Origin of the sequence: Hyunsoonleella aestuarii (genome assembly GCF_006148925.1) — a bacterium.
In the GTDB taxonomy this organism is placed as follows: domain Bacteria; phylum Bacteroidota; class Bacteroidia; order Flavobacteriales; family Flavobacteriaceae; genus Algibacter_D; species Algibacter_D aestuarii.
On the sequence record NZ_VAWB01000001.1, the window covers coordinates 1,414,122 to 1,438,495 of the forward strand.

The 24,374-nt window shown below is 32.7% G+C and carries 24 protein-coding genes; 9 read left to right on the top strand and 15 right to left on the bottom strand.

The window, feature by feature from the left end; genetic code table 11:
* The first annotated feature begins 155 nt into the window (after nucleotides 1–155).
* The gene (locus tag FEF17_RS06365) at nucleotides 156–671 is read left to right on the top strand and encodes a gamma carbonic anhydrase family protein (protein ID WP_139001510.1); all 516 of its coding nucleotides are present in this window, start codon (nucleotides 156–158) and stop codon (nucleotides 669–671) included.
* Between the two features lie 3 nt (nucleotides 672–674).
* Here the strand turns inward: FEF17_RS06365 and murI are convergent, their stop codons facing one another.
* The 8 genes from murI to FEF17_RS06405 form a co-directional block, all read right to left on the bottom strand.
* Nucleotides 675–1,454: a glutamate racemase gene (gene murI, locus FEF17_RS06370; RefSeq protein WP_139001511.1), complete on the bottom strand. Its 780-nt coding sequence runs from the start codon at nucleotides 1,452–1,454 to the stop codon at nucleotides 675–677.
* 67 nt (nucleotides 1,455–1,521) lie between these two features.
* Nucleotides 1,522–2,028 carry an OmpH/Skp family outer membrane protein gene (locus FEF17_RS06375; protein ID WP_139001512.1) on the bottom strand — a complete coding sequence of 169 codons (507 nt, stop codon included), beginning with the start codon at nucleotides 2,026–2,028 and terminating at the stop codon, nucleotides 1,522–1,524.
* Nucleotides 2,029–2,059: 31 nt separating this feature from the next.
* A complete protein-coding gene (locus FEF17_RS06380) occupies nucleotides 2,060–3,094 on the bottom strand; it encodes an OmpH/Skp family outer membrane protein (protein WP_139001513.1) in 1,035 nt (344 codons plus the stop codon).
* A 184-nt stretch (nucleotides 3,095–3,278) separates the two neighbouring features.
* Nucleotides 3,279–5,936, bottom strand: coding sequence for a BamA/OMP85 family outer membrane protein (locus FEF17_RS06385; protein ID WP_139001514.1), 2,658 nt, complete (start codon nucleotides 5,934–5,936; stop codon nucleotides 3,279–3,281).
* Complete coding sequence (gene uppS / locus FEF17_RS06390) at nucleotides 5,869–6,609, bottom strand: undecaprenyl pyrophosphate synthase (protein ID WP_139001515.1); 741 nt, start codon at nucleotides 6,607–6,609, stop codon at nucleotides 5,869–5,871. The genes FEF17_RS06385 and uppS overlap by 68 nt, the downstream gene beginning before the upstream one ends.
* Before the next feature lies 1 nt (nucleotide 6,610).
* The gene (gene porG, locus FEF17_RS06395) at nucleotides 6,611–7,303 is read right to left on the bottom strand and encodes a type IX secretion system protein PorG (protein WP_139001516.1); all 693 of its coding nucleotides are present in this window, start codon (nucleotides 7,301–7,303) and stop codon (nucleotides 6,611–6,613) included.
* A 99-nt stretch (nucleotides 7,304–7,402) separates the two neighbouring features.
* Nucleotides 7,403–8,287, bottom strand: coding sequence for an NAD kinase (locus FEF17_RS06400; RefSeq protein ID WP_139001517.1), 885 nt, complete (start codon nucleotides 8,285–8,287; stop codon nucleotides 7,403–7,405).
* Nucleotides 8,288–8,290: 3 nt separating this feature from the next.
* Nucleotides 8,291–8,950, bottom strand: coding sequence for a CBS domain-containing protein (locus FEF17_RS06405; RefSeq protein ID WP_139001518.1), 660 nt, complete (start codon nucleotides 8,948–8,950; stop codon nucleotides 8,291–8,293).
* 98 nt (nucleotides 8,951–9,048) lie between these two features.
* Here FEF17_RS06405 and FEF17_RS06410 point away from each other — a divergent pair, with 98 nt between their 5' ends.
* The 6 genes from FEF17_RS06410 to clpX all read left to right on the top strand — a co-directional run bounded on the left by FEF17_RS06410 (nucleotide 9,049) and on the right by clpX (nucleotide 14,545).
* A complete protein-coding gene (locus FEF17_RS06410; protein ID WP_139001519.1) occupies nucleotides 9,049–9,762 on the top strand; it encodes a pyridoxine 5'-phosphate synthase in 714 nt (237 codons plus the stop codon).
* Nucleotides 9,762–10,526 carry an alpha/beta fold hydrolase gene (locus FEF17_RS06415; protein ID WP_139001520.1) on the top strand — a complete coding sequence of 255 codons (765 nt, stop codon included), beginning with the start codon at nucleotides 9,762–9,764 and terminating at the stop codon, nucleotides 10,524–10,526. Before FEF17_RS06410 ends, FEF17_RS06415 begins: the two co-directional genes overlap by 1 nt.
* Before the next feature lie 31 nt (nucleotides 10,527–10,557).
* Nucleotides 10,558–10,905, top strand: a complete 348-nt coding sequence (locus tag FEF17_RS06420) for a phage holin family protein (RefSeq protein ID WP_139001521.1) — start codon at nucleotides 10,558–10,560, stop codon at nucleotides 10,903–10,905.
* A 196-nt stretch (nucleotides 10,906–11,101) separates the two neighbouring features.
* Complete coding sequence (tig, locus tag FEF17_RS06425; RefSeq protein WP_139001522.1) at nucleotides 11,102–12,430, top strand: trigger factor; 1,329 nt, start codon at nucleotides 11,102–11,104, stop codon at nucleotides 12,428–12,430.
* A gap of 140 nt (nucleotides 12,431–12,570) precedes the next feature.
* The gene (gene clpP / locus FEF17_RS06430) at nucleotides 12,571–13,245 is read left to right on the top strand and encodes an ATP-dependent Clp endopeptidase proteolytic subunit ClpP (RefSeq protein ID WP_139001523.1); all 675 of its coding nucleotides are present in this window, start codon (nucleotides 12,571–12,573) and stop codon (nucleotides 13,243–13,245) included.
* 67 nt (nucleotides 13,246–13,312) lie between these two features.
* Nucleotides 13,313–14,545: an ATP-dependent Clp protease ATP-binding subunit ClpX gene (clpX, locus tag FEF17_RS06435; RefSeq protein WP_139001524.1), complete on the top strand. Its 1,233-nt coding sequence runs from the start codon at nucleotides 13,313–13,315 to the stop codon at nucleotides 14,543–14,545.
* A gap of 219 nt (nucleotides 14,546–14,764) precedes the next feature.
* Here clpX and FEF17_RS06440 read toward each other — a convergent pair whose 3' ends face one another.
* A complete protein-coding gene (locus FEF17_RS06440; RefSeq protein ID WP_139001525.1) occupies nucleotides 14,765–16,279 on the bottom strand; it encodes a GH3 auxin-responsive promoter family protein in 1,515 nt (504 codons plus the stop codon).
* Nucleotides 16,280–16,321: 42 nt separating this feature from the next.
* Here FEF17_RS06440 and FEF17_RS06445 point away from each other — a divergent pair, with 42 nt between their 5' ends.
* Nucleotides 16,322–17,116: a DUF2797 domain-containing protein gene (locus tag FEF17_RS06445; RefSeq protein ID WP_139001526.1), complete on the top strand. Its 795-nt coding sequence runs from the start codon at nucleotides 16,322–16,324 to the stop codon at nucleotides 17,114–17,116.
* A 98-nt stretch (nucleotides 17,117–17,214) separates the two neighbouring features.
* Here FEF17_RS06445 and rpsU read toward each other — a convergent pair whose 3' ends face one another.
* The 3 genes from rpsU to FEF17_RS06460 all read right to left on the bottom strand — a co-directional run bounded on the left by rpsU (nucleotide 17,215) and on the right by FEF17_RS06460 (nucleotide 20,978).
* Nucleotides 17,215–17,409: a 30S ribosomal protein S21 gene (rpsU, locus tag FEF17_RS06450; RefSeq protein ID WP_099563377.1), complete on the bottom strand. Its 195-nt coding sequence runs from the start codon at nucleotides 17,407–17,409 to the stop codon at nucleotides 17,215–17,217.
* A gap of 76 nt (nucleotides 17,410–17,485) precedes the next feature.
* Entirely contained in the window at nucleotides 17,486–20,185 is a 2,700-nt protein-coding gene (locus FEF17_RS06455) for an AsmA family protein (RefSeq protein WP_139001527.1), read from the bottom strand.
* Between the two features lie 88 nt (nucleotides 20,186–20,273).
* Entirely contained in the window at nucleotides 20,274–20,978 is a 705-nt protein-coding gene (locus FEF17_RS06460) for a queuosine precursor transporter (protein ID WP_139001528.1), read from the bottom strand.
* 67 nt (nucleotides 20,979–21,045) lie between these two features.
* Between FEF17_RS06460 and folK the strand changes: the two genes are divergently transcribed.
* Nucleotides 21,046–22,176: a 2-amino-4-hydroxy-6-hydroxymethyldihydropteridine diphosphokinase gene (gene folK, locus FEF17_RS06465; protein WP_139001529.1), complete on the top strand. Its 1,131-nt coding sequence runs from the start codon at nucleotides 21,046–21,048 to the stop codon at nucleotides 22,174–22,176.
* Nucleotides 22,177–22,333: 157 nt separating this feature from the next.
* Here the strand turns inward: folK and FEF17_RS06470 are convergent, their stop codons facing one another.
* The 3 genes from FEF17_RS06470 to FEF17_RS06480 all read right to left on the bottom strand — a co-directional run bounded on the left by FEF17_RS06470 (nucleotide 22,334) and on the right by FEF17_RS06480 (nucleotide 24,364).
* Nucleotides 22,334–23,005 (bottom strand): hypothetical protein, encoded by a 672-nt coding sequence (locus tag FEF17_RS06470; protein WP_139001530.1) that lies wholly within the window; start codon nucleotides 23,003–23,005, stop codon nucleotides 22,334–22,336.
* Between the two features lie 170 nt (nucleotides 23,006–23,175).
* On the bottom strand, nucleotides 23,176–23,835 hold the full coding sequence (locus FEF17_RS06475) for a class I SAM-dependent methyltransferase (protein ID WP_246046795.1): 660 nt from the start codon (nucleotides 23,833–23,835) through the stop codon (nucleotides 23,176–23,178).
* Nucleotides 23,822–24,364, bottom strand: a complete 543-nt coding sequence (locus FEF17_RS06480; protein WP_139001532.1) for an RNA methyltransferase — start codon at nucleotides 24,362–24,364, stop codon at nucleotides 23,822–23,824. The genes FEF17_RS06475 and FEF17_RS06480 overlap by 14 nt, the downstream gene beginning before the upstream one ends.
* Between the last annotated feature and the right edge of the window lie 10 nt (nucleotides 24,365–24,374).

Consider the following 24,374-nt stretch of genomic DNA (forward strand, 5'->3'; position numbering starts at 1 on the left):
GTAGGTTATGGTTTTAGCTTCAAAGAAAGCCACTTTTTTATCATATAATAAATTCCTGTATACACTAGAAACTCATAAATAGAAAAACAATAAAATTAACTAAAAAGGGATTTTCAATTATTGATTACAGATTCCTTTTATCAAAGAAATTTAATATGCCAGTAATAAAATCAGTTAGAGGAAAAATCCCGATTATCCCAGAAGATTGTTTTGTAGCTCAAAATGCTACAATTGTTGGAGAAGTAACTATGGGTGCACAATGTAGCGTTTGGTTTAGCGCCGTTGTTAGAGGAGACGTTAACTTCATAAAAATGGGTAATAAAGTAAATATTCAAGACGGAGCTGTAATTCATGGAACTTATAAAACTGCGCCAACTACTATTGGCAATAATGTCTCTATTGGTCATAATGCTTTGGTTCATGGATGCACCATTCACGATAATGTTTTAATTGGCATGGGAAGTATAATTATGGATAATTGCGTTATAGAAAGTAATTCTATAATCGCAGCAGGAGCTGTTGTGACTAAAAACACCTTAGTTGAAGCCGGAAGTGTTTATGCCGGTGTGCCAGCAAAAAAGGTTAAAGATGTAAGTGAGGATCTTATTTCAGGTGAAATTAACCGAATCGCAGATAATTATATTAAGTACTCTAGTTGGTTTAAAGAATAGTAATTAAAAATCAAGATACTTAACGTTTAAAGAGTTGTTTAAAAGCGATTTTATAATTTCAGGATTACCATTGGTGTAAAATTCTGATTTACCTTTCAATGAGGAGGTATTAAAAATTTCATGAGATTCTAAGATAACTTTTGTTTGTCTTGCCACCGCTTCACCAGAGTCTATAATCTTAACGTGGTTAGGAAGTAATTCAAGAAGAATTGGTATTAAAAAAGGATAATGGGTACATCCTAAAACCAAAAAATCGATATTTTCATTAATCATAGGTTCTAAGTAAATGTTCAACAAGGATTTCATTTCAGGTGAGTATAGTTGTCCGCTTTCAATAAGCTCAACAATACCATCTCCCACTTGTTCAACAATTGTAATATTACTAGCAAACAGATTTGAGGTTTTTGAAAACAAAGCACTACTTAAGGTTCCTTTTGTTGCTAAAATACCAACAGCATATGTTTTAGTTTGTAATGCAGCAGGCTTGATTGCTGGTTCTATGCCAATAAAAGGTATATTGTAATTATTTCTGAGGTAATCTATAGCGTTAGTGGTCGCGGTATTACAAGCGACAACAATAATCTTACAGCCTTTGTTTATTAAAAGGTCTGTATTTTTAATACTTAAATCTATGATATTCTCTTTACCTTTTGGACCATAAGGCGCATTTGCACTATCTGCAAGATAAATAGTAGACTCATTAGGCAATAAGGTATTTATAGCTTTCCAAATGGATGTGCCGCCGACACCCGAATCAAAAATTCCAATAGGTTGTTTACTCATAAGTTTAGTAAAAATAAAAAAGCTGTCTTATAAAGACAGCTTTTAAAATATTATTTTAAGTAGAATTTTATATACCTAACTCTTTCTTTACATCGTCAAGTAAGTTTTTACCATCAGACATAATTACAACACTTTGTGCCGAATCTACAACATATTCGAATCCTTGAGCTCTCGCAACTTTTAAAATAGCAGCTTTTGCTTTTTCAGTTATTGGACCTAAAAGATCAATTTCTTTTTTCTGTAAATCTTTTTGAGCATCTGCTTGAAACTGCTGAATACGTTGTTGCTTCTCCTGTAACTCTAAACCTCTTTTTTGGTTCTCTTCATCAGTTTTAGTAGCCGCTTCCGCTTCGTATTGTTTTACAGTAGTTTGATACTCTGTAATAGAAGCTTGGATATCTGTTTGATAAGTTTTTCCTAAAGCTTCTAATTCTGATTGTGCCGACTTCATTTCTGGCATCGCTTGAATTAATTCTGTTGTGTTTATATGTGCAACTTTACTTTGTGCTTGAGTAAAACTAATTGTTCCGATGCATAATGCCGTTGCTAATAAAATAGTTTTTAAGTGTTTCATTTTTAAATTGTATTAAATGTGTTATTAATTGTTAATTATTGTTTATCGAGTCTTTTGCCTTTTGCCGTTCTTCAATTGCTTTTTGTCTTTCTTCTAAAATTTTCTTTTTTCTGTCCTCAAGTTCTTTTTTACGAGCTGCCCTATCTGCTAATTTTTTTTGTCTGTTTTCTTCAATAAGCTGCTCGCGTGTTTTTGGAGCTTCTTCTGTTCCTGCTTCTTTACCTTCAACTACTTTTCCATCAACCGTACTTTCTTGGTTATCTGTGTTAGTTTCAGTTTTTTTATTTTGAGCGTCAATTTTTTCTTGTTTTGCTTTGGCGCGATCGTCTAATATTTTCTGTCTTCTAGCGGCAGCTTCTTTTACTTTCGCCTCTCTTGCTGCTAATTTTTTCTGTCTAGCTTCTTCAATGGCACTAGCTCTTTTCGCTTTCTTCTCTTCAAGCACCTTTTGTCTTTCTTCTAATTCGTAATTAATTTCTGGAACTAATTCCTCCTTTTCAGCTTCTTTACGCTCAGCTTTCGATTTCACTTGTCTTCGCTTAGAAGCTCTTGTAATACTTCTTAAAATTTGTTCGCTTAAATCGAATTGTTTCGCTGAATACAGCATAACGACATCTGCGGATTTATCGAAAATAAAATCATATTTTCTACTTGAAGCCATATCTTGAACAGCGGCAAAAATTTGATCTTGAATAGGCTGCATTAATTGTTTCTTCTGAATCATTAAATCGCCATTAGGACCAAACCTTTTTTGCTGATAGTCTAATATTTCTTTTTCTTCAAAATAAATATCTTCTTCACGCTCTTCAATAAGCTCTTTAGTTAAAAGTGCTTTTTCGTTACTTAAGTCTTTCCTTTTCTGTGCTATAACGCTCAATCTTGAATCAATTTCAGTTTTCCATTTCTGAACTTTGCTTTCTAATTGAGCCGTGGCCTCTTGATACTCAGGAACATTTTCTAAAATATATTCTGTATCAATGTAACCTATTCTAACACCTCTTTGCGCTTGTGCAGAAAAGCATAACATGGTAACGAATGTCAATAAAAAAAGAACTTTTAGTTTCATCTGCTTAATGTTTTATAATTTATAGCTTATAAATTTCAGAAACGACAGATGATAATTTGATTTGAACTCCGCCAGTTCATGAAGTCTATTTTCAAAATTAACGAATTTTAACTTTAAAAATTTCATTCTCATTCAAATCATCAAAAGGTTATTAGAAAATATCGTGCCAAAATAATTATGCTGGTTAAAATTGTTGTCCAATAATAAAGTGAGTCTCCCATCCATTTTTAACAGTTTGTCCAGGTAATGGGTCGAATCCATGACCAAAATCAATACCTAATAATCCAAAGGCTGGCATAAATATTCTTACGCCTACACCGGCAGATCGATTAATATTAAATGGGTTATAATCTCTAAAACTATTATAAGAAGCACCACCTTCAATAAAGGTTAATGCAAAAATCTTTGCAGAAGCAGCTAGGGTAATAGGGTATCGCAGTTCCAGAGAGAACTTGTTGTAAATAGTACCACCATCTTGATCAGATAAGGATTGGTTAGGATAACCCCTAAGCGCAATAACTTCTCTACCATCTAATGCAAAATTCCCTAAACCATCACCACCTAGATAAAAACGTTCAAAAGGAATGACACCTCTATCATTGTTATAAGCCCCTAGGAAGCCAAATTCTATACTTGGCTTAAGAACTAATTTACTATTGCTAAATACTTGGGTATACCAATCCCCTTTAAAGTTAACTTTATAAAATTCTAACCATTTATAACGCTCTTGGTCAATTTCACTAATCCTAGTTGATGCTGCTGTACGAACTGCATCAGAGTTATTAGCATCGCTCAATACTTCACTTAGCCCTTCACGTTCCAATTTTAAAGCAGTATAATCAACATCGCTAAACAATGAATAAGGTACTGACACTTTCGCGGTAATTCCAAAATTTGAACCGGCAGTAGGGTAGATAGGGTCGACGCTAGTATTATTACGGCTGAGACCAACGGTATAGGATAAATTGTTAGAACTACCATCGCCAAATGTAAATAGACCAGTATTGTAATTTTTTAAGTCGTAGTGCTGGTATCCAATAGCTTGAGACAATGTAAAGTAATCATCTGGAACCGAAAGGCGTTTAGCTAAACCTATTGATAATCCTGTGATATTAAATCGTCTAGACTTATCCGCATCTCTTGTTATAGGGTTAAATAAGAATTGTTTAGTATGAGATAATGATGTTGAAAACTGAACAGGACGTTTACCACCTAACCATGGTTCAGAGAAAGAAAAACTATATGTCTGGAAAAAACGACTCGCCTGAAGACGTAATGCTAATTTCTGACCATCACCCATTGGGATTGGTTTATAGGCTTCTTTTTTAAAGATATCTTTTATAGAAAAGTTGTTAAACGATAATCCAAGTGTTCCAATAAATCCGCCACCACCGTAACCACCTTGTAATTCGATTTGACTAGAACCTGTTTCCTTAACAACATAATCGATGTCAACCGTTCCCTCATTAGGATTCGGGTTTTTAATATCTGGTGTTAATTCTTGAGCATCAAAAAAACCTAACTGTCCAAGCTCTCTAATAGTTCTTACAACATTAGCCTTACTGTATAATTGTCCTGGACGAGTTCTAATTTCCCTATAAATAACGTGGTCATTTGTTTTGTCGTTTCCTGAAACACTTACATTATTAAAATATGCTGGCTTTCCTTCAACAATTCGAACTTCCATATCAATAACATTGTCTTTGGCACTTACTTCTACAGGATTAATGGTGGAAAACAAATAACCATTGTTTTGATATAGGTTTGTTATATCTAGAGCGTCTGGTTTAGAAGGGTCAGCAATCCTTTTTTCAAGTAAAACACCGTTATAAGTATCTCCTTTTCTAATACGCAACATTCTAGTTAATTGGTCATTGGTATAAACCGTGTTACCAATAAAAGTTATATCTCCAAATTTATACTGCTCACCTTCGATTACATCTATTTGAAGTGATATAGTTTTATCATTATTAACTATAACGCTATCTGACAGTATTCTAGCATCGCGATAACCATTTTCTTTATAAGCATCTATAATGTGACCTAAATCGGCTTGATATGCCGAATCAATAAATTTTGATCGTTTTAAAATGCGAAGACGGTTAATTTTTTTGGTGCTTTTCATAGCCTTTCGAAGCTTTTTGCTTTTTAAAACTTCGTTGCCATTAAATACAATATTTTTAATTTTTACTTTTTCACCTTTGTCTATATTTACTACCATATTTACTCTAGCTGTTTGAACAGAGTCTTTAACATCAATGGTATTTATATAAACTTTAGAGTTTAAAAAACCTTGTTTTTTATATTTAGTTTCAAGGAAGTTCTTTGTGGTTGTAATAAGGTTTTCAGTTACTTTAACACCCTTTTTTAGCTTATTATCATTAATAATGCCTTCAACTTTAGATTTTTTAACACCATTAATTTTTAGGTCATTAAGCTGAGGTAAATCAGAAAGTCGAATTTCTAAGTAAGCTGTATTGCCTTCAATTTTACTTATGTATAACTCTATATCGCTAAATAGTTTCGAATTCCAGAGTTTTTTAATAGCGGTACTAATATCTTCACCTGGAATGGTTATTTCTTTTCCTTTTCTTAAGCCAGAATAAGTTACAATGGTTTGATCACTAAAACTAGTATTTCCAGAAACCGAAATACCTCCTAGAGTATATTTTTTACCGTCATCATAAGAAATGTCTTGAGCTTGTAAACTCAAACTAAAGATTATAAATAGTAGCGCTAAACAATTTTTTATGTAAGTAGAAGAAGCTATAATTTTAGCTAAGTTGTTCACTTGTTTTCCCAAATCGTCGTTCTCTTTTTTGATATTCAATAATAGCTTCATACAAATGTTGCTTTGTAAAATCTGGCCAAAGCGTGCTGGTGAAATATAATTCTGCATAAGCTATTTGCCAGAGCAAAAAATTGCTTATACGCTTTTCACCACTTGTTCTAATAAGCAAATCTACATCTGGTAAATTTCGCGTGTAAAGATGCTCATTTATAATCGATTCATCAATTTTTTCGGGCGAAATTATATTATTTTTAACTTTAATGCTAATTTCTTTAACAGTGTTTAGCAATTCCTCTCTAGAACCATAACTTAAAGCTAGTGTTAAGGTCATTCTTTTGTTATGTTTTGTAGCATCAATAACATCGAAAAGCTCTTTGTAAACCTTTTTAGGAAGGGTTTGTAAATTACCTATAGCTGAGAGTTTTATGTTATTATCTTGCATGGTTTTAATTTCTTTTTTTAGTGAAGAAATTAAAAGCTTCATAAGTGTTTGTACTTCTAATTTTGGTCTATTCCAGTTTTCGGTTGAAAAGGCATATAATGTTAGATGCTCAACACCTAGTTCTGCAGAGGCTTCAACCACATTTTTAACAGATTTTGTGCCATTTTCATGCCCAAAAGTACGGAGCATACCTTTTTGTTTAGCCCATCTACCATTACCATCCATAATAATGGCAAGGTGTTTTGGTAGTTTTTTAGCTTGTATGTCTTTTAAAATATCCATATTAATAGCTTGCAGCGCAATAGCAAGGATTTAGTCCAAAGGTATAAGTTAAAGTTATTCCAGAGAACACGTACCAATCGTTATTATTTATATTTCCAAACCGGTATTGCTGTCTAAATTCAGCATCTGGAATACTTCCATCTAATTCATCTGAAAAAGTATATCTAGCCCCAACCTCGAAGCTAAGAATAAAATTGTCCAAGAATGTAGTTTTAAAACCTAATGCCATTGGGATTCCATAAGCCCAACTTGAAGAATCTTCGGAAGTTAACACACCATTGTTAAAATAAAAGTTGTCGTGGTGAGCAACACTTATGCCTGTAAAAAGATACGGCGTTCCCAATTTTTTGCCAGTATGTAAATCAAAATCAAAAAAGGTGAATTCCATTCCTGCTGCAATTTCTATAATCTGATTCGAAAAACTATAACCTCTTTGAATTCGCCTTGGATCGTCCGAATTGTTGTCAACTCCTTCTAATTCTGAAAAAATTAATGAGAACCTGTAAGAATGTCTTGGACTTCTGTTCCACTTATAAACCCCACCTATAGCTAATTGGTTTGGTGAGATATAATCTGTAGCACCAACATCTCCAATAAAATTGCTGCCACCAATAAATAGCCCCACTTCATTTATTTGAGAGTGGCCTAAAGAAAAGCTTAAAACACTAAATATCAATACAGTTAAATGCCTCATAAATGTTCAAAAGTTTGCAAATATAATAAATAAGATTAGCTATGTATAATTTGAGCTAAATAGTATTAGTGTTAAACTGTAATTCTATTAAATTATTGCCTAATTCCGCTTGTCTTCGCCCCAAAGCAGCTTTTTCCGAAGTGTTCTTAAAAAGCTCTCATTTAAAAGATCAATCATTTTAATTTTGAATGGCGCTTTTTTAATCTTAATGAGTGTGCCATTATCTAAAGTGGCGATTCTAGAATCTAAAGACACTAAATGGTTTTCCTCACGACCATCAACTCTTAAATGGATTTCGGTTGAGTCTGGAATAACTAAAGGGCGCGCACTTAAATTATGAGGAGCAATGGGTGTTAATACAAAACTATTTGTTCCTGGAGTAATTACAGGACCACCACAACTTAATGAGTAGCCTGTGGAGCCAGTAGCGGTAGAGACAATTAAGCCATCACTCCAATAGGAGGTCAAGTATTCACCATCTAGATGGGTCTCAACAGTAATCATAGAGGTGGTGTTTTTTCTGCTTACGGCTATTTCATTTAATGCAAAATTAAGTGAAGTGATATCTTCATTTTCTGGAGTTGTTTCAATTGATAATAGACTCCGTTCAGAAATTTTATAGTTGCCATCTATTATATCTTGAATGGCTCTTTCTATTAAATCGACTTGAACCGTAGCTAAAAACCCTAATCTGCCAGTGTTAATGCCAATAATAGGAATACCTAAATCTTTAACAAAGGTTATTGCTCTTAAAATAGTTCCATCACCACCAACACTTACAAGTAAGTCAAAAGAAGAGTCTAAAATATCGAATGTTTTAAAAGCGGCATAATCATCTAAATTTGACATTTGTGCCTTTATTAAATCGTAAAAATGAGTTTCGATATAAGCATCAACATCTTTTTTAACCAAGGAGTTAAAGAGTGTTATTACCGAGGATGATGTAGCTTTATTGTAAAAACGACCGAAAACAGCGACCTTCATGGTTTACATATTTAAATATTTATTCAAATAATCAGATCGCTCTTTTAGGCTTTGATTATAACTATCATCTTCATGTCCAGAAACAATATTATAACTGTAGCGCCTAAATGTTTGAATAATTTCATTCAAAGATGCATTGCCAATTTTAAGTGTTACTTGAACCACGTCGTTTTTCATTTTTGAAACAAAAGCACCGAGAAGTTTTCCATTGTTAGATTCTACAATCTGACTAATCTCACTAAAGGAATAATCATTAATACCTTTTTCAATAACTAAAATTCCACCTGGATCTATAAAGAAAGGGGACTCGCCAAATAAACTTATTACGTCATTCAGTTCGTAATATCCCAAATATTTATTGTTTTCATCTAAAACGGGCATTATGTTACTTGAATTTCTTGCAAAGGCTTCTAATACATCTAGCCAAAGCGTGGTGCGCTTCACATGAAAATTTTCGAGGGCATGAGCATAATCGATTATAGGTTTTTGTCCTTCAAAGCAGTGCACATCGGTTTCAAATAAACTTCCAATAAACTCATTATTGTCATTCTTTATGGGAATATGAGAATACGTTAACTGATTAAATAGCAACTGTAAGTCGCTTACCTTATTGTTATCATTAATAGGTTTTACATCGTTTATTATTAAATCTGAAAGCTTCACTTAATAGTTTTATGCGCGTTTTATCCGAATGCAAATTAATTAAAAAAATGACACTTAAGGCTGTTCTACTTTGTATTTTTGTTCTTCAAAATATATAAATGACTAAGCTAAGTGTAAATATTAATAAAATTGCCACTCTTAGAAACTCAAGGGGTGGCGATGTTCCTAATGTGGTTGAATTTGCAAAAGATGTTCAGCGTTTTGGAGCAGAAGGTGTAACCATTCATCCACGGCCAGACGAACGACATATTCGCTACCAAGATACTCGCGATTTAAAATCAGAGGTTTATACAGAATATAATATCGAAGGAAACCCGATTGAGTCCTTTGTTAATCTAGTTCTTGAAGTTAAACCTACTCAGGTTACTTTAGTGCCAGATGCGGTTGATGCCATAACGAGTAATGCTGGTTGGGATACCATTAAGCATAAAGACTTATTGGTTGATGTTATTAAAGAGTTTAAAAAGAACGGTATTAGAACTTCAATTTTTGTGGATCCAGTTCTAAAACAAATTGAAGGAGCAAAAGAAACAGGAACCGATAGAATTGAATTATATACTGAAGCATTTGCACATCAGTATAGTCTGGGAAATAAAAATGCTGTTACACCTTACAAGGAAAGTGCAGAATTAGCCAATAAACTAGATTTAGGTATTAATGCTGGTCATGATTTATCTTTAGATAATATTAAATTTTTTAAAGATAATATTCCTAATTTATTGGAGGTTTCCATTGGTCATGCACTAATTTCTGAAAGTTTATATCTTGGAGTAGAAAATGTAATACAAATGTATTTGCGCAAACTAGCATAATGGGATTACATTCAAATATTATAGGAGAAGGTCGGCCTTTTGTTATTCTTCATGGGTTTTTAGGCATGAGCGATAACTGGAAAACGCTTGGAGGTCAATTCAGTGAACAAGGTTTTCAGGTTCATTTGGTAGATCAACGAAATCATGGGCGAAGTTTTCATGATGATGTGTTTAATTACGAAGTTCTTGCGGAAGATTTAAAAGCATATTGCAAATATCATAATTTAGAGGACATCATATTGCTGGGTCATTCTATGGGAGGTAAAACCGCCATGTTGTTTGCAACGTTATATCCAGAATTGGTTTCAAAATTATTAGTTGCCGATATTTCCCCGCGATTTTATCCGATTCATCATGATGCTATTTTAAATGGTTTGAGTGCATTAAATTTTGATGAAGTTAAAAGTAGAGGTCAAGCAGATAAGGTTTTAAGTGATTATGTCCCTGATTTTGGAACAAGACAGTTTTTATTGAAAAACCTGTATTGGATTGAGAAAGGAAAATTGGCATTACGTATAAATCTTGAAATTTTAAAAAATGAAGTTGGTGAGATTGGAGAGCCATTACCATCCTATGCAAGATTTGAAAAAGACACCTTGTTTTTACGTGGTGACCGATCGGAATATATTGGAATTGAAGATGAACGATTAATTGCTAACCACTTTCCAATAGCTGAAATTGTAACAATTTCTGATGCTGGGCATTGGTTGCATGCAGAGAACCCGAAAGCGTTTTATGAAGCTGTAATAAGATTTATCGAATAATATATTTTGTATATTTATTAAAATATTTTTCATGAAATTAATACTTAAACTTTTACTAAACGCAGTTGCCGTTTTTATTTTAGCACATGTTTTATCTGGTGTTTTTGTCGATGGTTATGTTACTGCAATTATAGTAGCCGTTGTTTTATCGATATTAAACCTATTGGTAAAGCCGATATTAATAATTTTTACTTTACCAATAACTATCGTAACATTGGGCTTATTTTTATTGGTAATAAATGCATTAATAATATTGTTGGCAGATAATTTAATTGATGGATTTTCGGTAAGTTCAATTTGGTGGGCAATACTTTTTAGTATCTTACTATCTATACTGCAATCAATACTTCACTCGCTTTTAAAAGAGGATAAAAAATAGCTTAAAAATCAGACAATTAAACTTTGTTGGGATGCGAAAAATGTTATATTTTTGCATCCCAATTTTAGTTGCAGGAAACTCTAAAAGATTTTGTCTTTTAGTTTCGATTGAAATTGTCATTTCCGTGAAAATGGGAATCTAAAAAATCAAGTTAAAACTTAAATTAAATACCTTTTTAAGGTTTAGATCATTAAAAATGAATATTACAAGAGAAAACGTTGATGCATTAAATGCGGTTGTAAAAGTGGATATTGCTAAAGAAGATTATAGCGATAAAGTTGAAAAAATCTTGTCAGATTATCGTAAAACAGCAAACATCCCAGGTTTTAGAAAAGGACATGTGCCAATGGGAATGGTAAAAAAGCAATATGGTAAAGCTGTATTGGTAGATGAGGTTAATAAACTATTACAAGAAGCCTTAAATAAATATTTAACTGAAGAGAAACTAGATGTTCTAGGTCAGCCATTGCCTAAGCCACAAGATGCTGTCGATTGGGATTCTGATGCTTTTTCATTTGAATTTGAATTGGGTTTAGCACCAGAATTTGAGGTAAACTTGAAGAGCAAAAAAGCGATTACGCAATACAATATTGTAGCCGATGATAAAATGATTAATGAGCAGTTTGAGCGCATCCAAAAGCAATATGGGAAATTAATTTCTCAAGACACTGTTGAAAAAGATAGTGAGATTACTGGAACTTTTGAAAATGAAGAACGTGAGATAGATAACACAGTAACTTTAACTTTAGATAAGTTTAAAGGTAAATTGACTGCTAAGCAATTTATTGGAGCTAAAGTTGGTGATGTAATCGTTTTAAAAACAAAAGGCCTTTACAACGATGAGCATGAGTTAATGCATGCTTTAAAATTAGGACATGACGATGTTCATGGGTTGGATATAGAAGTGTCATTCACTATTACTGAAATTAATGAAAGAGAATTAGCCGATTTAGATCAAGAATTATTTGATAAACTTTTTGGTCCAAAAACAGTTACTTCTGTAACAGAGATGAAAGCAAAAATTAAAGAAGATGCCGAAAAACAATTTGTTCAACAGGCTGATCAAAAATTATTGAATGATGTTACCGAGTATTTAGTAGAAAATACTAAGTTCGATTTACCAGCAGAGTTTTTAACCAAATGGATGCAAACAGCTGGTGAAAAAGAAATGGACGAAGTACAGGCTAAAGAAGAATACGAGAAGTCAGAAAAAAGCTTGCGTTATCAATTAATTGAAGGGAAATTAATAGAGGAAAATAACGTTCAAGTAACGATGGACGATATAAAGAATCATGCGAGAGAAATGATTAAAGGACAAATGGCTCAGTTTGGCCAAATGAATCCTTCTGATAAAGAATTAGATGATATTGCTGCTCGTGTGTTATCTAATCAAGATGAAGCACGTCGTATTTCAGAACAATTAATAAGTCAAAAACTTTTAAATGTATATAAAGAAAAAGCGAATTTAAAGGTTAAAGAATTGAGTTACGAAAACTTTGTTAAAGAAGTTTACGGAGACAAATAATCAAATAATAATTCATTATATTTAAGCGCTTAAACGAATCCGTTTAAGCGCTTTTTTATTCAATTATATTTTATAAAAAAGCCTCTATATATCTTGATGTAAGTCAAGTGTTTAAATCAAATAAATATTTTAAAACAATTATGGATTACGCTAAAGAATTTGAAAAATTCGCGATAAAAGATCAAGGAATCAGTAGTACTTATTACAATCAAATAGTAAGTAGTATGTATCCAACAAATTTAACTCCTAACATTATTGAAGAGCGCCAAATGAATATCGCAATTTTCGATGTGTTTTCTCGTTTAATGATGGATCGTATTATTTTTATGGGTACAGGTATTAACGACCAAGTAGCAAATATTATTCAAGCTCAGTTGTTGTTTTTAGAAAGTGTTGATGCCTCAAAAGATATTCAAATATATATTAATTCACCAGGAGGAAGTGTCTATGCCGGTTTAGGTATTTATGACACTATGCAATTCATTAAGCCAGACGTAGCAACTATCTGTACTGGTATGGCAGCATCAATGGGAGCTGTTTTATTATGTGCTGGTCAAAAAGGGAAAAGAAGTGGACTACCTCATTCCAGAGTTATGATTCACCAGCCACTAGGGGGTGCTCAAGGTCAAGCGAGCGATATTGAAATTACAGCGCGTGAAATTCTAACCTTAAAAGAAGAGCTTTATAAAATAATAAGTAAGCATTCTGGACAAGAATACGACAAAGTATATGCCGATAGTGATAGAGATTATTGGATGAAAGCAGATAAAGCTAAAGAATATGGCATGATTGACGAGGTTTTAACACGTGAGTAAATAAATTTTTGTAGCTTTATAATTCGTTATGCTTTGATTTTTAACGATTTATATTAAAACTTGATTAATGGCAAAAGAAGAATTAGAATGTTCCTTCTGCGGAAGAAAGAAACCAGAAACTAATTTATTAATAGCTGGTTTAGATGCGCACATCTGTGACAGATGTATTGAGCAGGCACATGGAATTGTTATAGAAGAATCGAAGCAAAGTGACAGTAGTGACTTATCTGCAGAGTTAAAACTTCGCAAACCCCAGCAAATTAAGGCGTTTTTAGACGAATACATTATTGGGCAAGGGATGACGAAAAAAGTTATGTCAGTTGCCGTTTACAATCACTATAAAAGATTATTACAGCCACCATCAAATGACGATATCGATATTCAAAAAAGTAATATCATTATGGTTGGGCAAACGGGAACTGGAAAAACACTAATGGCTAAAACTGTAGCTAGAATGCTTAATGTCCCATTAGCCATTGTCGATGCTACAGTGCTAACCGAAGCAGGTTATGTGGGTGAAGATGTTGAAAGCATTTTAACCAGACTTTTGCAGGCCGCCGATTACAATCTTGAGAAAGCAGAAAAGGGGATTGTATTTATTGATGAAATAGATAAAATAGCTCGTAAAAGTGACAATCCATCTATTACAAGAGATGTATCGGGAGAAGGTGTGCAACAAGCACTTTTAAAACTTTTAGAAGGAACTATAGTTAACGTGCCGCCAAAAGGAGGGAGAAAACATCCAGACCAGAAGTTTATTGAAGTTAATACTGAGAATATTTTATTTATCGCTGGAGGCGCTTTTGATGGTATTGAACGTGTGATTTCTAAACGTTTGAATATGCAAGCGGTTGGCTATAGTGCTTCAATGTCTGATGATGTTGTAGATCAAGATAACTTGCTGCAATATATTATTCCTAAGGATTTGAAAGACTTTGGTTTAATTCCAGAAATTATTGGACGTTTACCAGTCCTTACACATATGGATCCGTTAGATGCTAATACACTAAGAGCAATTTTAACAGAGCCTAAAAATGCCATTATTAAGCAGTATAAAAAACTGTTTGCTATGGACGATGTAGATTTTAGCATAACCGAGGGAGCCCTAAACTTTATAGTTGGAAAAGCCATAGAATATAAATTAGGAGCAAGAGGTTTAAGGTCTTTATGCGAAGAGATTTTAACAGATGCTATGTTCGAATTACCAAGTAGTGATGAAAAGAAATTTAACGTCACTAAAATGTATGCTGAAGAAAAATTGACCAAAACAACGTTGAAAAAATTAAAGGCTGTCTCATAAAGATGACAGCTTAGTGAAACAAAAAACCACGCTTTAAGCGTGGTTTTTTTATTAGGAATTAATTAATAATGGACATTATGAGGAAATTTCGTCTATCAAACTTCAATAAAAATATATTTTATAAATCACGTCGCAAAAAATATTCAATCCTTTTAGACGATGAGATAAAATTCTCGTTTAAAAACTTTTACTGATACACTTCATCGAATAAAAAGGAATTTAAGAATCTAAGTTTAAAAGTGCCTCTAAATAATTTCGAGAATTAGACAGTCTTGGGATTTTATGTTGTCCACCAAGTTTGTTGTTCTGTTTAAGCCAATCATAAAAGAGCTGTTCCCTAGCTACATGTATTTTAGGCTTGTTTAGTGTAATGTTATTATAGCGTTTGGCTTCATAATCAGAATTTAAAGACTTTAAAGCATTATCGAATAGCTCGTTAAAATAATTAAGATCTTTTGGCGGTGTTTTAAATTCAATGAGCCATTCATGTCCCCCTTTTTCTTTGCCTTCCATAAAAATGGGAGCGGCAGTAAAATCTACAATTTCTGATTTAGTGCGTTTACAAACTTTTTTTAAAGCTGCTTCAGCGTTTTCAATAATGAGTTCTTCTCCAAAAACATTTATGTGATGTCTCGTTCTACCTGTAACTTTTATTCGGTAGGGATTTATAGAAGTAAATCTAACAGTATCTCCAACCTTATAGCGCCATAGTCCTGCATTTGTGGTTATTATGATTGCATAGTTTTTGTTTAGTTCTACTTCACCAAGCGGAATGGCATACTCTTCTTCAGTGCCGTAAGTACGCATTGGAATAAATTCATAGAAGATACCATAATCTAACATCAGTAATAATTCGGACGAATTATTTTGATCTTGAATGGCGAAAAAACCTTCCGAGGCATTATAAATTTCATAATACTTAAAACTCTTTCGAGGTAATAGGCTTTTATATTGATCGATATAAGGAGTAAAGCTCACGCCACCATGAAAATAAACTTCCAGATTAGGCCAGATTTCAAATAGGTTTTTCCGCCCTGTAGTCTTTAAAACATCATTGAGTAATACTAGCATCCAGGAAGGAACGCCAGCTAAACTGGTAACATTTTCGTTAATGGTTTCATTTACAATAGCTTGCATTTTATGTTCCCAATCACTCATTAGAGATACTTTGTTGCTTGGTGTACTGCTAAACTCTGCCCAAAAAGGCATATTATCTATTAATATTGCAGACAAATCGCCAAAAACGGTCCCGTTTTCTTTATACAGTTCTTTACTGCCACCTAATCGTAAACTTTTACCCGTAAATAATTGTGAATCTTCGTTGTTGTTCAGGTACATACAAAGTAAATCTTTACTGGCTGCATAGTGGCAATCTTCTAAAGATTCCGGGCTTACTGGTATGAATTTACTTTTGGACCGAGTGGTACCACTAGATTTGGCAAACCACTTAATCGGGGTAGGCCAAAAAATATTGTTTTCACCTTTTCTGGATCGTTCAATTAAATCTTGGCAACCTTCATAATTTTTTATTGGAACGCGTTCTGCAAAAGTTTTATAATTCTTAATGGAAGAAAAATCAAATTGTTTACCAATTTCTGAATCTTTGGCATAATCTATAAGACTTAATAGCAATTCGTTTTGTACTTCATTTGGGTATTTCAAAAAGAGTTCTATTTGATGAAAACGCTTTTTTAAGAACCAAGAAGCAATAGAATTTACTAAAGGAATTGGCATATTTGTTTTATATTTAAGTTCTTAAAAATAAGACTTTTTTTTATGACCTACCAAGGTGTTTTAACAAAAATGGACACTGAGTTTTTGGAGCCGATTCAGTACTATTTGGTATTTGAAAACGATTTTTTAAACATGAATCAGTTGCTTAATAAATCGATAACTATACGGTTTGTTAAATACCAATGTTTAAACTGTGGTTTAGATAAACCTATTTACAGGCAAGGGTTTGATAGGCAGTGTTTTTTTGAAACAGCAAGAGCAGGCGATTGGATTATGCGTCCAGAGTTAAGTACCGCGCATTTAGATAAAGAAGATCGGGATTTAGAATATGAAAAGCAGGTACAATTACAGCCGCATATTGTGTATTTAGCAAATTCAAGTAATGTTAAAGTTGGTGTTACTAGGAAAAGTCAGGTGCCGACACGTTGGATTGACCAAGGTGCTCATGAAGCTATAGAAATTGTTGAAGTTCCCAATCGCTATCTGGCAGGAATTACAGAAGTGGCTTTAAAAGATCATGTGGCAGATAAAACGAATTGGCGCTCTATGCTGAAAAATGATATTAAAGATGAGAACTTAATACAATGGCGCGATCGTTTAAAGCAATACATTCCAGATGAAGCAAAAGATTATTTTATTGAAAGTAATGCCGAAACCAATTTGGAGTTTCCAGTAAATAAATACCCCGCTAAACCTAAGAGCCTAAATATTGTAAAGGAACAATCTTATTCTGGTAAATTAGTTGGAGTTAAGGGACAGTATTTAATTTTTGAAGATGATACTGTTTTTAATGTGCGTGCTAATGAAGGCTTAGTGGTCAATATTTCAGTAGATTAAAGTAGCTATAAATAAAATAATAATAAGGGGAAAAGTTAAAAAAACAAAAACCCATTTACTAATGTAAATGGGTTTTTTATATTTATTGAAAGAAAGATTTATATATCTTCTTGATCTCTTAAATTTTGAATATAAGCCGCTTTTTGGATTTCACGACGACGCTTTACAGAAGGTTTAGTAAAAAACTGACCATCTCTTAAGTTTTGCATTACTTTAATATTTCTGTGCTTTCTTTTGTAACGTTTTAAAGCTCTTTCGATGTTTTCACCATCTTTAACTATAATCTTTAACATAAATATATTTTAATTGTTGCGTTTTCTATGTTTTCCCAAAAAGGGATGCAAATTTCAGAATTTTTATTAGTAAATCCTAATTAATTGTATCTTTTGTGCTTTTCTTCTTTTTAAGTAATCCACCTAGAATATTTTTAACGACATCTGATGTTGGGTTGGTTTTTACAGAATCTGTCTTTGTTGTTGTGGTGTCCTTGGTTTCGGGATTGTTTCCCATAATATCTTTAAGCACATCATTGATAACTGAATTCTGTCCTTTACTTATCGAGTCTGTTTTTGTTTTGTTACCACCAATGATATCACCAAGCATATCTTTAACCTTGTCTTTACCCTGATTTAGAAGTTTCTGTTTTTGAACGTCGATAAGTTGCTTGGTCAATGCTGAGACACCACTTGCTAAGTCTGTTTTTAAGGTTGGTTTGTTGAAGCTCCCTCCTATATGTGCAATAACCGGTATAGTAATATTTTTAGCTTCTTCTGAGTCAATTTCACCAATTAATTGATTAACCTCACCACCTAAATATTTGGCGGGAACATTAAATACAGCTTTATAGTCCATGCTTTTGTCAAATCCATGACCTCCAGAAACGGTAATGGCAATATCTTCATATTTTAAATCGAAGGGTTTTACACTTACTTTGCCATCTGAAAATGATAGCTTCGTTTTTAAATCCTTTAAATTTAATTTATCAAAATCTATAAAACTCAAAGCACCTTCCAATTTATTAAAAAGTGCTCCTTGATTGGCATTAAGTTTAGTATTTATTAATTCGGCTAAGACATTTCCAGAAACTGTACTTAAATCTGGCGAGAATTCTTGATTTAATTTACCCGAAAGATTTATGGTTGTGTTTAATTTTCCGTTTAGTAGTTTAGCTACTGGAGCTAAATTTTTAAGTAAGTCTAGACCTTTAAAGGATTCTGCAATATCGAAACCATCTGCTCCTAAATTCAAATTAAAAGTAGGTGTTTCATCTTTTGTAGAAACATTTCCAGCGATAGACAAAGCACCATCAAAAATACTAGATGTCATATTTTGCAATGAGGCTTGTTGGTCTTTTATAAAAAGGGTGCCAGCAACATTCTTTAGCTTTAAATTATCATATTCAACGGTTTTCGCATTGGCATTAATTTTACAATGTAAAAAGTCTGGTATTTTAAGTGACTCGACATTGCTAGTGGTTTTATTTTCAGTTGCAACTGTATCTTCAGAGGTTATAAAATCACTTACTTTAAATATATTAGAATTTACATTAAAATCTCCTTTTAAGGTGTTGTCGCTTAATAAGAATCCCAACAAGTTTTTAATGGTTCCATTAACGCTAATGTCACTGTCTCCAGTTCTAGCCTTGAAGTTATTTAATGACACACTTCCAGGATTAAAACGCATATTAGCTTCCAAAATATGGATGGGGTTTACGATATCTTCAGAAGAAAACACAAAATCTGTGATACTCGCAGAACCATTGTTTCTTATACGATTATAAGCATTTGTTTTAATGGCATTCATATCGAAAGTCGTGTTAAGTTTTGCTTTCAAAATTCCTGTAAGGGCATTTTCTAATTCAACTGGGTATGCTTTCGAAATGTTATCTAAATTTAGAACACCATCAATACTGGCATTTACAGACATGTTTTTGGTGATATTTTTTAATGTGGCCGAAGATTTAAAGACGTCTTCATCAATTTTAAAGTTTAGGGTTTTAATATCTATATATGTGTCGTCTACTTTTCCAGTTTCATTTTTAATATTTGTATCTATAATAATATTGCTCACTCGTTTTGGCAAATTGGGATATTTAAACGAAGCATTGTTAGATGAAATACTAATATCTAAGTTTGGAATGGTTTCTTCTGAGCTCACTCCTCTTATCACTCCTTTGATTTTAAAATCGCCGGTAGTTTGAACATCTTCGATATTTTTTGAATATTCACTTGGAATAACTGCTAGAAAGTTTTTAAAATCAGACTCTGGATTTTCAAACTTAATATCTATGTCCTGTCCGTTTTTAAGCTGCTGTACAAAGCCTTGAAATTCTATGGGCAGATTATTAATGAAGCCTTTGTTTTCTTGAAATGTATATTTCTTGTTGTTTAAATCTAAACCAATTAGGGCCTCTAATTTTATACTGTTATTGTTTAGGTATTTGGTGCTGTTTAGAGCGAAACTAACATTAGCGTTGCTTTTAGTATCCAATTCTGAAGTCTCAGCCGAAAATGTTCCGTGACCTTCATGATTAAGTTCGGTCAGGTGGATTTGTGTTTTTGAAACTTCATCTAAATAGGTTAAAACACTATTTTTTATACGGTAGTCTTCAATGCTAAATGTGAAACTACTTGGTTCGTTTTCTTCGGAAGTGTCACCAGTATTTTCTTTAGTAATGTCGTAATTGTTATTCCCGAATTTATCTGTTTTCAAGCTTAAAAGCGCCTCGTCAACATAAATGGAGTTTACCACAATAGGATCCTCACTTGCTTTTTTAAATAATTCTTTAACGGACATAGTAAACGAAATATCTCTAACAGAAGCTAAAGTTTCATCCTTAAACGGTTTAAAATTTGTTATCACCAAATCGTTTACGTTCACTTGAACTTGTGGAAATCTTCGAATAAAGCTTAAAGACACATCACTAAATTCAACTTGGGCGTCTAGGTTCTCATTTATAAATCGTTTAACCATCTCTTTTATTTGTCCTTGGAACGCGAATGGGATGGCGGCTAATAAAGTAAAGATTATTAGTAATGAGATGCCAATAATTTTTAAAGTTTTCTTCAAGGTTCAGAATTTAGGAAACTGCATATACAAAGATATACGCAAAAATGGGCTTAAAAGACTGAAAATGGTGAGTTTATTGTTAAAAAATCTAGAGTAGCTCAATCTCTTCATTTACTTTTAAATTGAAACGTTTTCTAAATAAATAAACGCCTAAGTAGAGTAGTGGAGTATCTAGAATTGCAATAAAAACTTTAAAGAGAAACCCGCTTATCAATAAACCTTTAAAATTAGACCAATCAATTATTCCGAATGAACATAATAGAAAAACAATGGTGAAGGTATCCACAAATTGTGAAAACCAAGTAGAAAAATTATTACGAAGCCAAAGATGTTTGCCTTTGGTTAAGCGTTTCCAGAAGTGATAAATTTGAATGTCGATAAATTGAGCAAACAAATAGGTAAGCATACTTGCAAACACTGCAATATTTGAATTTCCAAAAACTCTCCAAAATGAAAAATCCCCAACAGGAGACCATGATGTTGCTGGTACAACGGCCGCGGTTTGGATAATTAAAAGCGAGAATAAAGAAGCAAAAATTCCAACTACTACAATATCATTAGCTCTTTTCTTACCATAGATTTCACTAATTAAATCGGTAATTAAAAATGTAATTGGATAAGGAAGTATACCAACTGAAATCTCAAACAACTTACTGCCAAAAACCTCAACATCAATCGGATACCAGTAAAAGAATTTTTGGAAAATGAGATTGGAAACAACCAATGAGGTTATAAATAAACCGCCTAATACAATATAAATACGTTGAGCGGTTAGTTTATCTTTTAATGTCATATATAGTATAAATACGTTCCGTAAATATAACCCAAATCCATTTACTTTTTATTATTTTGCCTTCTCGATGCAAAAACCCAAAATATTTCATATTGCTCTTGGAAGCAACAAAGGCGATAAGTTTAAAAACTTACAAGCCGCTGTTGATGCTATTCATTTGAAAATAGGTAACATTATTCTTATTTCCAAAGTTTATAAGTCACCTGCATTTGGGTTTGAAAGTGACGACTTTTTAAATTGCTGTCTAGTTCTAGAAAGTTATTTTAGCGCACAGGAAGTACTAGATAACTTATTAGCTATTGAAAGTGATTTAGGAAGAGAAAGAAAAAAAGCAAAAGATTACGAAGCACGAACCATAGATTTGGATATTGTTTTTGCTGAAGATGATGTAATCGATACCAAAACGCTTCAAGTGCCGCATACCGAAATGCAGAACCGTAAGTTTGTGCTGTTACCTTTAAACGATGTAGCATCAAAAGTGAAGCATCCAAAACTTGATAAGGAGGTTGGGGTTTTATTAAGTGAGTGTGATGATGATTCTGTTTTAGAGCCCATTAATATATGGTTGAAAAACCCAAGTAAGCAGTTCGACTTTTCAAAATACAACTACATTGCCATTGAAGGAAATATTGGCGCTGGGAAAACAAGTTTAGCAACCAGAATTGCCCACGATTTTAATGCAAAAATTATTTTAGAACGTTTTGCCGACAATCCATTTTTACCTAAGTTTTATGAAGATGCTAACCGTTATGCGTTTACTTTAGAAATGTCTTTTCTAGCGGATCGCTATCAACAAATATCCGATGATTTATCACAGTTAGATTTATTTAAAGACTTTATTGTGAGTGATTATGATGTGTTTAAATCACTCATTTTTTCGAAAATAACCTTGCAAGAGGACGAGTTTAATTTATACCGAAAGTTATTTTACTTGATGTATAAAGATATTGCAAAGCCTGAGTTATACATTTATTTATACCAAAATACGGAGCGTTTACAACAAAACATAAAAAAACGTGGGCGCGATTACGAGCAAAACATCGCCGATGATTATTTAGAAAAAATCAATGCAGGCTATCTCGATTTCTTAAAAACTCAAAAAGATTTTAACGTAAAAATTATTGATATATCTGAAAAAGATTTTATTGAAAACCGAACGGACTATTTGTGGGTTTTGAGGGAGATTTGTGGAGATTAATTTTGGACTTAAGCTTATTGGCGGTCCGTATAACACATCTTTGTAGGTTTTAAGTTATGATTTTTCAATTAAGCACTGCCTTTAGTAATTCCTAGCAGATTCTGACTAAGTCGAAATAGTCGTAATTGCGGTTATGCCTCGTTAGCAAATGTTATTTCTATTCTTTCATCAACTGCTCAAGCCCCATAATGTAAATTGCATATATATCTACATGACTTAACACCTCCGATTTCGTAACATCAAAAACACCATAATATCTTTTTACTGAACGAAGATTTGCAAAGTCATTTATCTCTATATTTTTTTTCCAAACCTTATTTTTGTTTCCATCGAACACTGTGGCGTGTATTCTAAGACTTGGTTTAGTGTTAGTTTTAGATTTGTTATTCCCAAAGGTAACCGAGGTGCTACCTCCATTGGAAATCTTTACGTAATACCTAATGTATCTGTTGTTTTCAGTACAATTAACTTTTGCTCCTTTAAAGCTGTTTGAAGGCAGTCCTTCAAGACGTCCACCATTTCCTCCGGAGTCATAAACCCTTCCTCTTTTGTCTCTATAAAAACACATTTTTACTGGCATTTGTAATTTTTCGGTAAATGCCTCTTCGGTTTTAATTTTAATAGAATTTATAAGTTCTTCAGGAAATATTTTACTTACAGAAAAATCAGATAACCAATTCCTATTATTACGCTCAACCTTTACAAAATCAGTAAGTTCGGAATCCACATCAAAAATGAAGGAGTAAACAGCACCACTTTGAGCACTTGCTACAAATGCATAAAATAATAATGTTATAATTAATAAAGGCTTTAAATTAAGGTATTTCATTTTGCTTAAATTTAACTATCTCTATGTAACAATATTGACTTTATGGAAAATGCTTGCAAAAGATTAGATAAGGTTTGGATTTAATAAGGTATATTGATTGATAAGCGAAGTTAGAATATCATACATTAAGAATCATAATAAATTGTAGATTAAAACTTTAATTTTATAATCTAGCTGGTTTTGAATATCATGGTCACAATTCTTCCTTTATTGTTTTCTAAATGATGCTCATTCAAAATATTTACTTCTTTCATCTTAAAATTAAAAGGAGCTTCTAAAATGTCAAGTCCACTACTATATTTTACACGATTTCCTTGTCCCGATATTATGTCTGTATTAGGTTTAAAATTATCATTTGGGATATGTTCGGTAAGAATGATGTATTTGTAGGTTGATAGTTTTTCAACGATTTTTTTAATTTCAGTATTCGATAAATGCTGTAATACTTGCCGCAATAATACACAATCGGCATTTGGGAGCTTCTCTTCTGAAATATCTAAACAATGAAACGTCAAGCGTTCTTCTTTAAAAGTTTTTTTATTTCTTTCAATCAGGTTTTCAACTATATCTACTCCAATATATTTTTTGGTGAATTTAACTAAGTGTTTCCCAATATTAAAATCACCACAACCCAAATCGCAAACGATTAATGGCTTATCGAAAGATTTCAAAAATGTAATTACAGCTTCCAAATAAGGCTTAATAATATGTGGATGATGAGAGCCTTCACCAGAATAAAAATCGAAGTCATTTCCGCCCCAAAGATTCTTTTCATAAATCTGATTCATGACATCTTTTGTAGGCCATGGTTGTTTATTAGGTTTTTTCAAGGGTTCTAAGTTTACTAAACACATCCCAAACTACAACGCCGCAACTAACCGAAATATTTAAAGAATGCTTGGTGCCATATTGCGGTATTTCAATTACTGTATCACTGGCATTAACCACATCTTGAGAGACACCTTTTACTTCATTGCCAAAAACTAGAGCGTAAGTTGTTTGTCGTTTTGGTGCAAAGTTGTTGAGCATAGTTGCGTTTTCAGCTTGTTCAATAGAACACACTTTAACCTTATTAGTTTGCAATCGTTTAACCAAATCCAGAGTATTTTCTACATATTCCCAAGCCACAGTTTCAGTACTGCCTAAAGCTGTTTTGTGAATGTCTTTATGTGGAGGTGTCGCTGTTATGCCACAGAGGTAAATTTTTTCAATTAAAAACGCGTCACTCGTTCTAAATACAGAACCAATATTGTTTAAACTTCTAATATTATCAAGAATAATAATTATTGGCGTTTTCTCTGCTTCTTTAAAACCAACAACACTTAATCTGTCTAATTCGCTATTTTTTAATTTTCTCATTAATATAATC

Excerpts from the sequence above, each read along its gene's own strand:
- FEF17_RS06365 (WP_139001510.1), top strand. The coding sequence starts at position 156 with ATGCCAGTAATAAAATCAGTTAGAGGAAAAATCCCGATTATCCCAGAA.
- murI (WP_139001511.1), bottom strand. The coding sequence starts at position 1,454 with ATGAGTAAACAACCTATTGGAATTTTTGATTCGGGTGTCGGCGGCACA.
- FEF17_RS06375 (WP_139001512.1), bottom strand. The coding sequence starts at position 2,028 with ATGAAACACTTAAAAACTATTTTATTAGCAACGGCATTATGCATCGGA.
- FEF17_RS06380 (WP_139001513.1), bottom strand. The coding sequence starts at position 3,094 with ATGAAACTAAAAGTTCTTTTTTTATTGACATTCGTTACCATGTTATGC.
- FEF17_RS06385 (WP_139001514.1), bottom strand. The coding sequence starts at position 5,936 with ATGAAGCTATTATTGAATATCAAAAAAGAGAACGACGATTTGGGAAAA.
- uppS (WP_139001515.1), bottom strand. The coding sequence starts at position 6,609 with ATGGATATTTTAAAAGACATACAAGCTAAAAAACTACCAAAACACCTT.
- porG (WP_139001516.1), bottom strand. The coding sequence starts at position 7,303 with ATGAGGCATTTAACTGTATTGATATTTAGTGTTTTAAGCTTTTCTTTA.
- FEF17_RS06400 (WP_139001517.1), bottom strand. The coding sequence starts at position 8,287 with ATGAAGGTCGCTGTTTTCGGTCGTTTTTACAATAAAGCTACATCATCC.
- FEF17_RS06410 (WP_139001519.1), top strand. The coding sequence starts at position 9,049 with ATGACTAAGCTAAGTGTAAATATTAATAAAATTGCCACTCTTAGAAAC.
- FEF17_RS06415 (WP_139001520.1), top strand. The coding sequence starts at position 9,762 with ATGGGATTACATTCAAATATTATAGGAGAAGGTCGGCCTTTTGTTATT.
- FEF17_RS06420 (WP_139001521.1), top strand. The coding sequence starts at position 10,558 with ATGAAATTAATACTTAAACTTTTACTAAACGCAGTTGCCGTTTTTATT.
- tig (WP_139001522.1), top strand. The coding sequence starts at position 11,102 with ATGAATATTACAAGAGAAAACGTTGATGCATTAAATGCGGTTGTAAAA.
- clpP (WP_139001523.1), top strand. The coding sequence starts at position 12,571 with ATGGATTACGCTAAAGAATTTGAAAAATTCGCGATAAAAGATCAAGGA.
- clpX (WP_139001524.1), top strand. The coding sequence starts at position 13,313 with ATGGCAAAAGAAGAATTAGAATGTTCCTTCTGCGGAAGAAAGAAACCA.
- FEF17_RS06440 (WP_139001525.1), bottom strand. The coding sequence starts at position 16,279 with ATGCCAATTCCTTTAGTAAATTCTATTGCTTCTTGGTTCTTAAAAAAG.
- FEF17_RS06445 (WP_139001526.1), top strand. The coding sequence starts at position 16,322 with ATGACCTACCAAGGTGTTTTAACAAAAATGGACACTGAGTTTTTGGAG.
- rpsU (WP_099563377.1), bottom strand. The coding sequence starts at position 17,409 with ATGTTAAAGATTATAGTTAAAGATGGTGAAAACATCGAAAGAGCTTTA.
- FEF17_RS06460 (WP_139001528.1), bottom strand. The coding sequence starts at position 20,978 with ATGACATTAAAAGATAAACTAACCGCTCAACGTATTTATATTGTATTA.
- folK (WP_139001529.1), top strand. The coding sequence starts at position 21,046 with ATGCAAAAACCCAAAATATTTCATATTGCTCTTGGAAGCAACAAAGGC.
- FEF17_RS06470 (WP_139001530.1), bottom strand. The coding sequence starts at position 23,005 with ATGAAATACCTTAATTTAAAGCCTTTATTAATTATAACATTATTATTT.
- FEF17_RS06480 (WP_139001532.1), bottom strand. The coding sequence starts at position 24,364 with ATGAGAAAATTAAAAAATAGCGAATTAGACAGATTAAGTGTTGTTGGT.